Below are 12,300 nucleotides of genomic sequence, written 5' to 3' on the forward strand. Positions count from 1 at the left end.
GGAGTCACTATGAGCAAGAAATTCGAACACCGCGCTGACTATGTCGCTATTCCATTCAAAAACGCGACTAGCGGCGCTTGGATATTTAAGAGCACAGAACAGACGCTTGAGCCCGATGTTGCGTCTCTTTTGGCAGAAGAGGAGCAACTGCAGAAGAAGATGCTCGAGCTCGGAGCCCAAGGCTGGGAACTCGTCAGCACCCAGCCAGTGTGCCGGGGCGAGATCAAAGTGGGCAATCAAAATGCCCAGGCCTGGTCCTACGGGTTCCCAATGCCGGTCGGATATCTGCTCTTTTTCAAGCGCGAGTCAGTAGCCTGACCAATCAGGCGCTTTAGGCTTCATGATCATGCCCTGGAAGGAGGGCCAACATGGCGTTGGCCCTCCTGACCATCTCGACCAGCTCCACTGAGCTCACCTCTCGTCGGTGCTGAAGCATCTCGGCGGCCAAAACCGCTTTGTCGTAGCAACCTTCATCTCGGAAACGGGCACCCAGAAAGTCCGATACCCAAGCTTCAAACACCGGCGAGTTGGTGGTTTTCCGCGGCATAAGACTCCCCCACAGATCAGTTTTTCCCGTATGCCTACTCCTTGGCTTAACTTCGGCTCATTGTAATCGGTCTGGGCCGTTCAATCGCCCTACCAAAGTGGATCAATCCACTTCACCAAAGCGTGACCGGCTTAGAGAAAAAATTCTACGGACCTCAGATAAGTATTTCTTGAGGCGCCCCTCCACCTGGTCTCGGCATTCTGACGCCCACAGTCAGTTGCCCCAGAGCCCAGCCGTGAACAAGCCATCCCTCCTCCTTGTATCTCCTCGCCGAATCCTGCTTGGCGCGCTGATCAGCGTCAGCGGCGGCTTTTCACTAATACCGAGCGCTCAGGCGGCCGGTGCATCAGAACAGGCCAACATCGAGGTGATGATCCGGCAGCTGAACGCGCTGGAGGACTCGGCGCGGCGCAGCGCCACGATCGCCAGCGAACCTGGCCAGCGCTACTACTTCGACTATGAACGTCTGGCTGGCGACATCCAGCGCGTTCGCCAGGGCCTGCAAGAATACCTGACCCCAAGTCGCGCACAGCCGCGAGATCCGGCAGAGCTGGCTGGGAAATACACCCTCACCGGCGGGCGGATGCCATGAGCATGAGCGGCACTCAAGTCGCAGCTTTCAACGCTGCAAGCGGGGTCACCCCCCAGGCCAGCACCGTGCTGTTCGTAGGCACCGTCATCGCACTGTCGACCCTGTGGGGTGCCTGGGCGCTGTACAGCATCTACCGGGGCTGGGCGACTCAGAACATCGACAGAAACATTGCAGCCGCGTCGACCGTCAAGGTCATCGTCCTGCTGCTGATCCTCGCCACACTCGTTCTCAGCTAGCCAAGGAGCTAACCGATGTCTATCCGCACCATCACCAAGTCACTCACCGGCGCCGCCGCATTGATTATGGGCCTGCACCCAATCATTGCCGCTGCCGCATTACCAGGAGCACAAGCCCCAACACGCGGCGAGGGAACCAGCTGGCTGCAAACCATCCAGAACTACGGTTACGACGGTTTCATGCTGATCGGTCTCTTCCTGCTCGGAGCCATGATGGTGGGGGTCGCCTCCCATGCCTACGGCGTTTACCACGATATCCATGAGGGCAAGAAAAAGTGGCGAGACCTGGGGCTCACCGCTGTGGTCGGGATCTGCCTGATCGGCGTCGGCATCTTCATGGTCACCAAAGCTACTGGCGTCCTCTAACTGGTGATGCGATATGGCTGAGACCACTTACCTGAAGGATGGAACGCTCGATTTCCTTCCCCACAACCTTAATAGGCAGCCCATCGTCATGGGAGGTCTCACTGCGGATGAAATGTGGGGAACGGTCGGTGCTTGTGGAGGGGCCGGCGTGATTCTGGGCATCCCCGTGTCGTTCTTGTTCGGCAACCCAGCTCTCTTCATCGCTTGCGCTCTTGTAGGTGGAGCTCTGGGCTTGACCGTGGCAAGCCGGATCCTCCGGAAGATGAAACGCGGCCGCCCGGATACATGGTTTTACCGCCAGCTCCAGTTCTACAAGGCTCAACACCTCCCCTTCCTCGGTGGCCCCCAGTTGGTCATCCGGAAGGGAGCGTGGACATGCCGTCGTACAGGAAAGTAGGAATCTTCATGAGTTTTCGAAAACGAGTGGATGCTCAGCAAGCACACATTCTCAGCTTGCGAATCGCGGTAATTGTGCTGGGCGCAGTCAGCCTGTTCGCGTTTTACGGCTGGCACAAAGCCCCCGAAGACCTGACCGTGCATGTGCCGCCGGACCTCCGCTCCGGCAGTACTCGCAAATGGTGGGAGGTGCCACCAGAAAACGTGTATGCCTTCGGGTTCTATATCTTCCAGCAGATGCAGCGCTGGGAGAAGAACGGGGACGACGACTACCAAGACAACATCGAGCGTCTGGCGTCCTACGTGACCCCTGGCTGCAAGGAGTACCTGCAGAAAGACTACGAGATGCGCCGTAACGCCGGTGAGCTGCGCCGCCGTGAACGGAATGTCTCAGAAATCCCGGGCCACGGGTTGACCGACCCTGGCGTGCTACGCGTGGAAGAAATCGGAATCAACGATTGGACAGTCAATCTGGATCTACTCGCTGACGAGTCGGTGAACGGCGAGCGGGTCAAGCGTGCAATGACGCGTTATCCACTGTCCATCGTCCGGGCCGACGTCAATCCAGAGAAAAATCCGTTCGGGTTGATGTGGAACTGCTATGCGTCCAACCCGCAGCGCATCGAGGTTGATCTGCAAGCAGCCGGGGTGAAACCATGAATCTGCGCGCGTGCCTCCTTGTTCTGGGCCTCTCTGCAGTTGCCAATGTGAAAGCGGTAGAGCTGCTGCTGTGGGACCGTATCCCCATGGCAATCCCGCTAATTGTCGGTCAAGAGCGCATTGTGTTCGTCGACCAGAACGTGCGGGTAGGCATGCCTCCGCAGCTTGTTGGCCAACTGCGGGTCCAGAGCACTGGCGGCGCCGTCTACCTGCTGGCCAGCCAAGAAATTCCACCGACCAGGCTGCAACTGCAGAATGTGGCCACTGGCGAGATCATGCTGGTGGATATTGCCGCGACACCAGCGGCAGAGGGCCAAGCCAAGCTCGAACCCGCGAAGATCGTCGCCGGCGCGGCCCCTTCTACCTACTACGGCGATACCACCTCGACGCGAGCTCCGACGAAGCGATCCGCGACGTCGGAGGAGGAGGAGGAGGATGTTCCGCCGGCACCGCGACATGAGACACCTGCGCCGGTGGCCCTGACCCGCTATGCGGCGCAAATGCTGTACGCCCCACTCCGGACCGTTGAGCCTGTCGCCGGCATCAGCCAGGTGCGTGTTGATCGAGCCCTGGACCTCAGCACCTTGTTGCCGGTATTACCGGTGGAAGCATCGGTGCTGGGGGCTTGGCGCCTCGACAACAGCTATGTCACGGCAGTCAAACTCAGAAACCTGAGTGCCCAGCAGTTGACGATGAATGCAACAGAGCTGATGGGCAACTTCTCCACGGCGACATTCCAGCACCCGTACCTCGGAGCTCGTGGAAATGCCAGCGATACCACCACGCTTTACCTGGTCACACAAGGAAAGGGGCTGAAAGAGGCCCTGCTGCCGTCTTCGGTCAGCCAAATTGATCCGAAAGCAGGAGGGCGCCGTGGGCAGTCTGAAAAGTAATCCACTCCTCAAGTACCTGCTCATCCCCGTGCTGATCGGCGCGCTCATCATCGTGTTCAAGGGGGGGAGTAAAAAAGAGGAGCCGAAGGCTCCTGAAGATAAACCGATCATCATCGGAGGCGACACCGCACGCAAGCTAGGGGTGGACGGTGATACTCCGGCCGACACCCTCCGCACGGTGGTCGCTGAAAGTCGGGAGGTGAAAGACCAGATCGCGAAGGTGCTGACCGACAACAAGGAACTGAAGGACCAGAATGCAGAGCTCCAGCTCCGGCTTTCGCGCATAGATCAGAATGTCGACAACAAGCTGAATGATGCGAAGGGCGAGCTGCAGGAGCAGGTGAAGAACCAAAGCGTGGGCCTGTTGGACCAGTTCCAGCGTCAGTTGGATAACCTATCGCAGAACCCAAATGCCGCTGGGCAGGACCTCCCCATTGGGCTCGGAGTGATGCCAGGTGACGGCGCGGGTTTCGACAAAGGGACGAAGTCCAATGGACTCGTATGGGTTGAACCCACCGATGCCACTGCCTTGGACGCTAGCGGTAAACCCCTTCAGCCCGGCTCCGCCCAGACGGCCAGTAGCTTCAATTTTCCCACCAGCTTTGGGAGCACCCTGGACAAAGGCCAAACAGTTCTCAGCGCGACGGCCCAGAACGTCGGCGCTGATTTGTCTCCCCAGGATGCCCGCAAGCAAGTACGCAAAGCCTATACCTTGCCCCAGAACTCGACCTTGATGGGGTCGGTGGCCATGTCGGCGCTCATTGGCCGCGTACCGATCGATGGAACAGTCAATGATCCCTTCCCTTTCAAGGTCCTGATCGGTCCGGACAACCTCACCGCAAACGGCATCGAGATACCTGACGTCGTCGGTGCTGTTGCCAGCGGTACCGCATCAGGCGACTGGACATTGTCCTGCGTGCGCGGGCAAGTCCGGAGCCTGACGTTCGTCTTCGCAGATGGCACGGTCCGATCGTTCCCTGCCCCGGCAGAAGAGGCCAACGGCAGCCAGAACAACAACCAGAACAGCAGCAACGGTAACGGGCAGCCAGCGATCCAGGGCGGACTCGGCTGGATCAGCGACTCCTACGGCATTCCTTGCATCTCCGGCGAGCGCCGATCCAACGCCAAGGAGTACTTGACCAACCAGTCCCTGGTGACGGCCGCGGGCGCCGGCATCGCCAAACTGTTGAAGGCTGATGAGCAAAATAGCTCCACTACCTTCAGCAGCGGAGGAACTTCATTCGGGACCACGGGCTCCTCGGGGAACTCCGCCATGGGCGCGATTCTGACCGGTGGGGTCAGCGACATCCGCTCCTGGATGAACAAGCTCTACGGCGAAGCTTTCGCCGCCGTGTACGTACAGCCCGGGGCGAAGGTCGCCGTCCACTTGGACCAGCAGCTCGCCATCGACTACGAGATCAAAGGCCGCAAGGTCGATTACAACGCCGGAGCCAACCATGTATCCGCAAACCTTGACTAAGCCCCGCCTGCAGGCCGGCGCCTGGCTCGTGCTCGCCCTCATTCTAGGCGGATGCACGACTGACAAAGACGAGCTGCTCCCCCACGGGGAAGCCAACATGATGGACGTGTGGCAACACGGCACGTCTGGCGGGAGCTCTGGCAGTTCCAACAGCAGAATGTTGCTGGATGCGCGCCAAGAGCTGCGCCGACCGCTCGATGAGGCTCAGGTGGCCCGCCAACAGGCAAGTGCTGACGCCTTCAACCGCACGCCCCAGAACGAAATTTACAGCCAGTTCAAGCGCCTCCCGAACCCTGATCTGGTGATGTACGTGTTCCCACACCTGGCTGGTACGGATCCAGTCCCAGTCCCGGGGTACACCACGGTGTTCCCGATGTATCAACGCGTGCAGTACGCCATGCCAGGCGAGCGGACGGAGGAGTACTGATGCAGTTCATAAGCAAATTGCTGGGCAAAGGCCCTGCAACGCCTATCGAGCCCGTGCTCGGCCAGCCGACAACCGATACCGACCTTGTCGACGACTATCCCGCAACAGCCAGTACTGTCATCAACGAAGAAGACCGCCAGGCTGCGAATGACCGGTACATAGCTCGCCTGGAGTCCATGGGCATCCCTTCACCCATCGACTGGCAAAACCCTAAACGTCGGCCGGCGACAAAAACTGACGTGGCGAGGATATACGAGGTCAACCCGTCGTTCGTGGACATGCTGCCATGGGCAGAATACCTGCCCGAGGAAGAGGCCATGCTCCTCGAGGATGGCATTTCCAGGGCGGCGTTTTTCGAGTTGATCCCGATCGGGACCGAGGGACGCTCCGACGACTGGCTTCAACAAGCTCGCGATGCGTTGCAAGGTGTCCTGCAGGACAGTTTCGACGAACTCGAGAGCTCTCACTGGGTAGTGCAGCTTTATGCCCAGGACGAAACGGACTGGACCGACTACCTGCAAAAACTCCAGGCCTACGTCCAGCCCCGGGCTGAGAACACGGATTTCACCAAGCTCTACCTCGCGCTGTTCCGCCACCACCTCGAGTCTATCTCCAAGCCAGGTGGATTGTTCGTCGACACGGCAGTCAGCAACCTCCCGTGGCGTGGTCAGACACGGAAAGTCCGCCTGGTGGTGTATCGCCGAGTAAAGAAACAGGACGTCGTGGTGCGCGGCCAGGAGCCTGCCGCCTACCTCAAAGCGATCTGCGACCGTCTTAAAGGATCCCTGGCCAACGCCGGCGTGACAACCAAACGCATGGATGGCCATGCGATCAAGCGTTGGCTCGTAGGCTGGTTCAATCCACACCCAGATCACCTGGGGTCGACTGAGCGCGATATCCGACGTTTCTACGAAGAGGTGTGCCAGCCAGCCCGCGAGTTGCAAGAGGGTGAGCTGCCGGTGGCGAGCGGCACCGACTTCTCGGAGAACTTGTTCTACAGAGAACCGCGCTCGGATATCGACAGCGGTCTCTGGTCGTTCGACGGCATGCCGCACCGGGTTGTGATGCTGGATCGCCTGAAAAATGCCCCCCTCACTGGGCATCTGACCGGTGAGACCAAGCAGGCCGACTCATTGAACTCGCTGTTCGACCGGCTGCCGGAGGATACCGTGTTGTGCATCACCATGGTGCCGACCCCGCAGGATCTGCTGGAAGGGCATCTCGAACAGCTATCCAGGAAGGCTATCGGGGATACCCAGGCGTCCAGTCACACCCGGGATGACGTTGAAACGGCGCGGTCCCTTCTCGGACGAAAGCACAAGCTCTACCGGGGAAGTGTCGCGTTTTTCCTCCGTGGTCAGAATAAAGCCGTGCTCGAGGAGCGCACGACTAGCTTGTGCAACGTGCTCCTCGGCGCCGGCATGCAACCAGTCCAGTCACAGGACGAGGTAGCTCCTCTAAACAGCTACCTGCGCTGGTTGCCATGCAACTTCGACCCGAATGAAAACCGCGCCTTGGATTGGTACACCCAGCTTATGTTCACCCAGCACATCGCCAATCTGGCTCCAGTCTGGGGGCGCTCCACTGGCACAGGTAACCCGGGCTTCACCCTTTCCAATCGAGGGGGGGCAGCGCTGACCTTCGATCCGCTGAACAAGCTCGACCGACAAATGAACGCGCACTTGTTCTTGTTCGGCCCCACCGGCGCGGGTAAATCTGCCACAGCCAACTACCTGATCATGCAGGCCATTGCGCTCTACCGCCCTCGACTCTTCATCATCGAGGCCGGCAACAGCTTCGGCCTGCTGGGCGATTTCGCCAAGCGGCTTGGCCTGACCGTCAACCGGGTACGGCTCGCTCCGGGTAGCGGCGTGAGCCTCGCCCCGTTCGTCGACGCCGTGCAGCTCGTAAAAAACAAGGACCAGGTCAAGGTCTTGGATGCCTCGGACGTGGATGCATCGGACCAGCACCTGACCGACGCACTGGCGGGGATGGAGGACGAACAGAGGGACATCCTGGGCGAGCTGGAGATCACAGCCCGCCTGATGATCACTGGCGGCGAATCGAAGGAGGATGCGCGACTCACTCGGGCCGACCGCAGTGCCATCCGGCAGTGCATCATCAACGCCGCCGAGCTGTGCGTAAGTAAAAACCGTCCGGTGTTGACTGAAGACATCAGCGCAGCGCTGCAGGCGATGGCCAGCGACGACAAGCTCCCTGAAAGCCGGCGCAACCGGTTCATGGAGATGGCCGAGGCCATGGGGATGTTCACCATGGGCACCGAGGCTGAGATGTTCAACCGTCCTGGTACCGCCTGGCCGGAAGCTGACATCACAATCGTCGACTTGGCCACCTACGCTCGTGAGGGCTATCAAGCCCAGATGGCCATCGCCTACATCTCCCTGCTGAACACCATCAACAACATCGCAGAGCGGGACCAGTTCAAAGGCCGACCACTCATTGCCTTCACCGACGAAGGCCACATCCCATTGAAGGTGCCACTGCTCTCCCCGTATTCGGTGAAGATCACCAAGATGTGGCGAAAACTAGGTGCCTGGTACTGGATGGCAACCCAGAACGTTGACGACATCCCTCCAGAAGCATCCGCCCTGCTGAACATGATCGAGTGGTGGATCTGCTTGAACATGCCGCCTGACGAGGTGGAGAAAATCGCGCGTTTTCGTGAGCTCACGCCGGCGCAGAAGACGATGATGCTCTCGGCACGAAAGGAAAACGGCAAGTTCACCGAGGGCATCGTCCTGGCCAAGCGGATCGAGATGCTGTTCCGTGTGGTGCCACCCAGCCTGTGCCTTGCTCTGGCCATGACCGAGCCAGAAGAAAAGCGGCAGCGTTACGAAACCATGCAGGCGCTCGGCTGCGATGAGCTACACGCAGCACTGCAGGTGGCCGCGGACCTGGACCACAAACGCGGTATCACTCCCTATCCCATCACCTTACCCGAATCAAAGAAGGCCGTGGAGCGCGTGGCATGAGAGTCATGAATACCCTGACCCAGAACATCATTGATAGCCTGACCCAGCTGCTCAAAGAGCCCGGGCACGACACACTCCAGTCATTGTCGGTTTGCGCACCAGTGCTCATTGACGAGCTGCAACAGATCAAAAATAACGCCCTCGATCGTCGCGACATCATTCCGCTGGTTCAGTCCGTGTTGGATGAGTGGCTGAAGGAGCACCCTCAGCCTGACGGAGCCATTCACGATCTACAGGCCGCCCTGCAGAAGCTCGGCCAGCCTGAGGTCCCCCCTCATGCTCGGGGGGATGAGCATGCGTAAGAACAGGCTCAAACTCATCGTGGTCGGCATCATCGCGATCACTGGCCTCGGCGCTGGCTGGCTGCTGGCAAAGAACAACAGCGCACGCCCCGCCGATGAGACCTGGTATTTCGGTCCGTCCAGTGCCCGCTGGGTGATCACGGAGTACGCCGATCTGGAATGCCCATACTGCAGGGCATACACGCCACAACTGAAGCGATGGGTGAGCGAGCAAGAGAACGTGAAGCTCGCTTGGCATCACTTCCCTCTCGATAGTCATGGCCCTGCAGCAGTATCAGAGGCAAGGCTCGTTCAATGCGCGGGTTCATTGGGCGGGGCTTCGGCGTTCTGGGAAGCGATCGACCAGGTCCTGCTGCGCACACGTGGCAATGGCCAGGGGCTCGCTGATGAGTTGGAGGTACCTGGCATCTCTGCAGAAGGTCTTTCCACTTGCGCGAGGACAAGACTGGATATCCGAGCAGCCATTGAACAGCAATTGGCTGTGGCCAAGGGCCGGGGCATTGCCGCTACCCCTACGATCGAGGTCACCGACAGTTTGACGGGGCACAGCATGCGCCTGGAAGGTCCCGTGGATAGCGCCACACTGCTGTCGGTCGTGGATGACCTCGCAGCCCAGGCCACTGCGAGCAAGGAGTAGCCAGGGTAATGATCAAGATCACGGTCTCCCGCATCGACAATAATGACGAAGAAAGCAATCTACCAAGCAGGTTCTTCCCAAGCGCAGGCTCTGGCCATGGATGGTTTCAGCTTGAGTCGACCGGGGAAGAATTCCCCTCACACGATGAGCTGAGCTGGGCTCTCCAGGAGTGGAACGACGACTGCGTGCTCATGGACTATGACGCGACCACAGGCAAAGGTCGGTTCGTAATAGTCGACTGGTATGCCCCAGCGCCCGGGACCGTGATCGAGCTGCAGCTCGATATGAACCTGGAAGAACTTGATCCAGGTGACGAGGAATGGTTCGACTAGTTCACATTCTTGTAACGACCTGAGATCCGAGGGGAACGGACTTCCCTTCGCCCAGTCTCTGTCGGTGTGATTGTGGAGGTGAACGGGATGATGGAACTACAAGGTTTCGCCAGTAGACACAGCTTTTTGAGTGTTCAACTTGAAAAGCTCTATCAGCAGCTATCCGACTCACACGATGCCGTCGGCTTGTCGGCCTCCGTGACGCAACTCAACAACGATATTTGTGAACTGCAGCGGGATGTCATGGAGGCAGTAATACTTCGAAACCGATCATCCGCCGCAGTGACTTGGGCATCAGCGACCGGATACCCACAACTCACTCACGCTCTCGACGATCATGAGGATCTGGAGGAAGTGTGATGGTCAGCGTGAAACTACCGGTGAGACCCTGACGCAGTTCCTGAGGCATCCAATAGGCAAACTGCACCAGCCACGCGCCATCCTGCAGGCGATGGGTCTCCTGCCGAAACTTCTCAACCGATGCCTCATCAATCCCAAGAATGGCCGCCACTTCTTGGTTGGTGGGTATGGCGTCCTTCACCAGCCTGCCTCCTTGCGTCAAACCGGTATAGAAAATACTCCAGTGCCACCTGAGCGCCATCAACCGCTTATCGGTTGGCGAGTTTATCGCTCTCAATCCAAGAATGAGCGCGTTTAAGGGCCCAGGTCATCGCAGCCGTCATAGTCTGCCCTTTGCAGTCCATATGGCCCTCTTCGAGCAAAAGCTTTCCATCCAGAGCATAGATACCGAGAAATAGCTGAGTCAGGTGCTCGCGAGAGACCCGCACCTGAATGTTAATGAGGGAGCCGTCGGCCATCCGCTCATCGAAGTTCCTGAAGTGCAGATCGGGATCCGCCCACTCCCAGAATACTTGTCCTCTTTTGCGCATGTCCGTTCCAGTGTAAGTGCTGATCCGGGCAGTATGGAGTCACCTCAACGAGTCTGCCAGACCGAAAACGCCTCGCTTACGCCCGTGTGGGGATTCACCGAGAAATCCAAGTACCGTCAGATATCTATTTCCTACTGCGCCTGGCGGGCCGATCCGTTTTCCTGTACCCGTCCCCACTTCAGGTGCAGCCTCATGTTCAATATCCCCCCGCCTTCATCGCGAGTGATCCCGTTGTTCGTCGCCGCGCTGGCCACCGGTACCGCGCATGCCGAGACCTGGGCCATCACAGACGCGGCGCACCCACTCACCTCCGTACCGGCAGATGTGCGTGTCATCAAGCTCGATGATCAACAGCGCATCGAGGAGCAGTTGTCCAGGAAGCTACCACCCAACCCGCACCAAGCCGCGCTCGCCGCTAGGCAACTAATGGGCACGCCGGCCGGAGCTGCCCTTATGCAACAGCTAGCTGCCGCTCAGCAGGGCAATGCCGATGCCTGGAGTGTTGGGGTCTCGAAGGTGCCGGCAGTCGTTGTCGATCGCCGGTTTGTGATCTACGGCCAACCCGACGTGGCTGCTGCCATTCAGGCAATCAACCAGGCAAGGGGACGATGATGAGACGAATCTCGCGACTCACCTTGGCTGGGCTTCTAACCTCGGCGCTACCTTTCTCAGCCTACGCGGCCATCAGCTCAGCGGCGATTCTCGCCTCCACCACCTCGCCTACCTGCTTGGAATACAAAGTAGTCGGCATCTGCTACTGGCTGCTCTGCACACCCGTTGGCTGCACGGTCAAAACCTCAACCAAAGTCCGGCACTACATTCCGGACGCAGTGGTATCCGCCTATGCCAACACAGGGGGGAATCCGTGGACAGAGGTAAGCCCCATGGGGGCGCCGAATGCGACGGCGCAAGCCGGTAATGATGGGACTACCAACCACAACGCCGAGAACAACATCACCAAGTTCAAGGAGGCTGACGTCATCGGCCACCCTGGAGCTGCGGTATTCAGCCGATTTGTAAGCTCTTTTGGCTATTCCTGCCACGGCGCGACGACCCCCTACGTGCCCTACATGCTCAGCACCCTGGACACCCTCGCATGGCGGTACGGGGTTCCCGAATCCGTCTATCCAGAGGCCCTGATCCCCGGCATGCGGGAGGTCGGTGGACTTCTCTCGGCCGACATGTGGGGGAGCGTCTACCCACGGAGCGGGTTCATCCACCAGGTCGACGACTTCAAGGCCGGTGCAGTCATCGCCCAGCGTGCCGGTGACATCACGACGCGGGTAGGACAACCCCACGTATACCTGCCTATGCGCTCCCTGCCGGAGCCTGGCTACTGGCCTGCCGGGGAACTGAAAGAAGGTGATGCCAGCACAGGCAAGTGGCAGGAGCTGACGCCAACCATCAGCCCTACCTGCGCCGTGTTCCCCTCCCCTGGCCCGAATGCCGATGCAGTCGACGAAGCCTATGCCTGGGCCCTGTGGCGGCCCTATTCATGCTGCCAGCGCAAAGGCCAGACCTTCCTGGGAAGCACTGACTTCCAATGAGA

17 protein-coding genes are annotated in these 12,300 nt (G+C 59.3%); 15 read left to right on the forward strand and 2 right to left on the reverse strand.

Going from position 1 to position 12,300, the window contains the following annotated elements; translation table 11 throughout:
* Positions 1-9 precede the first annotated feature (9 nt).
* The 13 genes from ACNQP3_RS22165 (at position 10) to ACNQP3_RS22225 (ending at position 9,861) form a co-directional block, all read left to right on the forward strand.
* Positions 10-318 carry a hypothetical protein gene (locus ACNQP3_RS22165; RefSeq protein ID WP_023628663.1) on the forward strand — a complete coding sequence of 103 codons (309 nt, stop codon included), beginning with the start codon at positions 10-12 and terminating at the stop codon, positions 316-318.
* Positions 319-821: 503 nt separating this feature from the next.
* Positions 822-1,139 (forward strand): RAQPRD family integrative conjugative element protein, encoded by a 318-nt coding sequence (locus ACNQP3_RS22170; RefSeq protein WP_028690570.1) that lies wholly within the window; start codon positions 822-824, stop codon positions 1,137-1,139.
* 2 nt (positions 1,140-1,141) lie between these two features.
* Complete coding sequence (locus ACNQP3_RS22175) at positions 1,142-1,375, forward strand: TIGR03758 family integrating conjugative element protein (RefSeq protein ID WP_371040110.1); 234 nt, start codon at positions 1,142-1,144, stop codon at positions 1,373-1,375.
* Between the two features lie 66 nt (positions 1,376-1,441).
* On the forward strand, positions 1,442-1,741 hold the full coding sequence (locus tag ACNQP3_RS22180) for a TIGR03745 family integrating conjugative element membrane protein (RefSeq protein ID WP_230852930.1): 300 nt from the start codon (positions 1,442-1,444) through the stop codon (positions 1,739-1,741).
* A gap of 13 nt (positions 1,742-1,754) precedes the next feature.
* Entirely contained in the window at positions 1,755-2,138 is a 384-nt protein-coding gene (locus ACNQP3_RS22185; protein WP_023628668.1) for a TIGR03750 family conjugal transfer protein, read from the forward strand.
* Positions 2,139-2,146: 8 nt separating this feature from the next.
* Positions 2,147-2,797, forward strand: a complete 651-nt coding sequence (locus ACNQP3_RS22190; protein ID WP_023628669.1) for a PFL_4703 family integrating conjugative element protein — start codon at positions 2,147-2,149, stop codon at positions 2,795-2,797.
* Positions 2,794-3,690 (forward strand): TIGR03749 family integrating conjugative element protein, encoded by an 897-nt coding sequence (locus tag ACNQP3_RS22195; RefSeq protein ID WP_023628670.1) that lies wholly within the window; start codon positions 2,794-2,796, stop codon positions 3,688-3,690. Before ACNQP3_RS22190 ends, ACNQP3_RS22195 begins: the two co-directional genes overlap by 4 nt.
* Entirely contained in the window at positions 3,671-5,170 is a 1,500-nt protein-coding gene (locus ACNQP3_RS22200) for a TIGR03752 family integrating conjugative element protein (protein ID WP_023628671.1), read from the forward strand. Before ACNQP3_RS22195 ends, ACNQP3_RS22200 begins: the two co-directional genes overlap by 20 nt.
* Positions 5,148-5,597 carry a TIGR03751 family conjugal transfer lipoprotein gene (locus ACNQP3_RS22205; protein ID WP_023628672.1) on the forward strand — a complete coding sequence of 150 codons (450 nt, stop codon included), beginning with the start codon at positions 5,148-5,150 and terminating at the stop codon, positions 5,595-5,597. Before ACNQP3_RS22200 ends, ACNQP3_RS22205 begins: the two co-directional genes overlap by 23 nt.
* Positions 5,597-8,590 carry a conjugative transfer ATPase gene (locus ACNQP3_RS22210; RefSeq protein ID WP_371858383.1) on the forward strand — a complete coding sequence of 998 codons (2,994 nt, stop codon included), beginning with the start codon at positions 5,597-5,599 and terminating at the stop codon, positions 8,588-8,590. The genes ACNQP3_RS22205 and ACNQP3_RS22210 overlap by 1 nt, the downstream gene beginning before the upstream one ends.
* A complete protein-coding gene (locus ACNQP3_RS22215; RefSeq protein ID WP_023628673.1) occupies positions 8,587-8,892 on the forward strand; it encodes a hypothetical protein in 306 nt (101 codons plus the stop codon). Before ACNQP3_RS22210 ends, ACNQP3_RS22215 begins: the two co-directional genes overlap by 4 nt.
* Complete coding sequence (locus tag ACNQP3_RS22220) at positions 8,885-9,529, forward strand: DsbA family protein (protein ID WP_052062247.1); 645 nt, start codon at positions 8,885-8,887, stop codon at positions 9,527-9,529. Before ACNQP3_RS22215 ends, ACNQP3_RS22220 begins: the two co-directional genes overlap by 8 nt.
* Positions 9,530-9,537: 8 nt before the next feature.
* Positions 9,538-9,861: a hypothetical protein gene (locus ACNQP3_RS22225; RefSeq protein WP_023628675.1), complete on the forward strand. Its 324-nt coding sequence runs from the start codon at positions 9,538-9,540 to the stop codon at positions 9,859-9,861.
* A gap of 316 nt (positions 9,862-10,177) precedes the next feature.
* Here ACNQP3_RS22225 and ACNQP3_RS22230 read toward each other — a convergent pair whose 3' ends face one another.
* Entirely contained in the window at positions 10,178-10,402 is a 225-nt protein-coding gene (locus ACNQP3_RS22230) for a hypothetical protein (protein ID WP_038705586.1), read from the reverse strand.
* A gap of 67 nt (positions 10,403-10,469) precedes the next feature.
* The gene (locus tag ACNQP3_RS22235) at positions 10,470-10,751 is read right to left on the reverse strand and encodes a hypothetical protein (protein WP_023628677.1); all 282 of its coding nucleotides are present in this window, start codon (positions 10,749-10,751) and stop codon (positions 10,470-10,472) included.
* Positions 10,752-10,943: 192 nt separating this feature from the next.
* On the opposite strand from ACNQP3_RS22235, the gene ACNQP3_RS22240 reads away from it, so the two are divergent.
* Together ACNQP3_RS22240 and ACNQP3_RS22245 are read left to right on the forward strand one after the other, a co-directional pair.
* The gene (locus ACNQP3_RS22240) at positions 10,944-11,363 is read left to right on the forward strand and encodes a TIGR03757 family integrating conjugative element protein (protein ID WP_023628678.1); all 420 of its coding nucleotides are present in this window, start codon (positions 10,944-10,946) and stop codon (positions 11,361-11,363) included.
* Complete coding sequence (locus ACNQP3_RS22245) at positions 11,363-12,298, forward strand: TIGR03756 family integrating conjugative element protein (protein WP_038707443.1); 936 nt, start codon at positions 11,363-11,365, stop codon at positions 12,296-12,298. The genes ACNQP3_RS22240 and ACNQP3_RS22245 overlap by 1 nt, the downstream gene beginning before the upstream one ends.
* Positions 12,299-12,300 lie beyond the last annotated feature (2 nt).

This window comes from Pseudomonas sp. LFS074, from assembly GCF_047978165.1.
Taxonomy (GTDB): domain Bacteria; phylum Pseudomonadota; class Gammaproteobacteria; order Pseudomonadales; family Pseudomonadaceae; genus Aquipseudomonas; species Aquipseudomonas putida_P.

Bases quoted from the DNA above. Each gene is read 5' to 3' on its own strand.
- ACNQP3_RS22225 (WP_023628675.1), top strand. From the start codon at position 9,538: ATGATCAAGATCACGGTCTCCCGCATCGACAATAATGACGAAGAAAGC.
- ACNQP3_RS22210 (WP_371858383.1), top strand. From the start codon at position 5,597: ATGCAGTTCATAAGCAAATTGCTGGGCAAAGGCCCTGCAACGCCTATC.
- ACNQP3_RS22220 (WP_052062247.1), top strand. From the start codon at position 8,885: ATGCGTAAGAACAGGCTCAAACTCATCGTGGTCGGCATCATCGCGATC.
- ACNQP3_RS22190 (WP_023628669.1), top strand. From the start codon at position 2,147: ATGAGTTTTCGAAAACGAGTGGATGCTCAGCAAGCACACATTCTCAGC.
- ACNQP3_RS22180 (WP_230852930.1), top strand. From the start codon at position 1,442: ATGGGCCTGCACCCAATCATTGCCGCTGCCGCATTACCAGGAGCACAA.
- ACNQP3_RS22215 (WP_023628673.1), top strand. From the start codon at position 8,587: ATGAGAGTCATGAATACCCTGACCCAGAACATCATTGATAGCCTGACC.
- ACNQP3_RS22205 (WP_023628672.1), top strand. From the start codon at position 5,148: ATGTATCCGCAAACCTTGACTAAGCCCCGCCTGCAGGCCGGCGCCTGG.
- ACNQP3_RS22165 (WP_023628663.1), top strand. From the start codon at position 10: ATGAGCAAGAAATTCGAACACCGCGCTGACTATGTCGCTATTCCATTC.
- ACNQP3_RS22240 (WP_023628678.1), top strand. From the start codon at position 10,944: ATGTTCAATATCCCCCCGCCTTCATCGCGAGTGATCCCGTTGTTCGTC.
- ACNQP3_RS22185 (WP_023628668.1), top strand. From the start codon at position 1,755: ATGGCTGAGACCACTTACCTGAAGGATGGAACGCTCGATTTCCTTCCC.
- ACNQP3_RS22235 (WP_023628677.1), bottom strand. From the start codon at position 10,751: ATGCGCAAAAGAGGACAAGTATTCTGGGAGTGGGCGGATCCCGATCTG.
- ACNQP3_RS22175 (WP_371040110.1), top strand. From the start codon at position 1,142: ATGAGCGGCACTCAAGTCGCAGCTTTCAACGCTGCAAGCGGGGTCACC.
- ACNQP3_RS22195 (WP_023628670.1), top strand. From the start codon at position 2,794: ATGAATCTGCGCGCGTGCCTCCTTGTTCTGGGCCTCTCTGCAGTTGCC.
- ACNQP3_RS22245 (WP_038707443.1), top strand. From the start codon at position 11,363: ATGAGACGAATCTCGCGACTCACCTTGGCTGGGCTTCTAACCTCGGCG.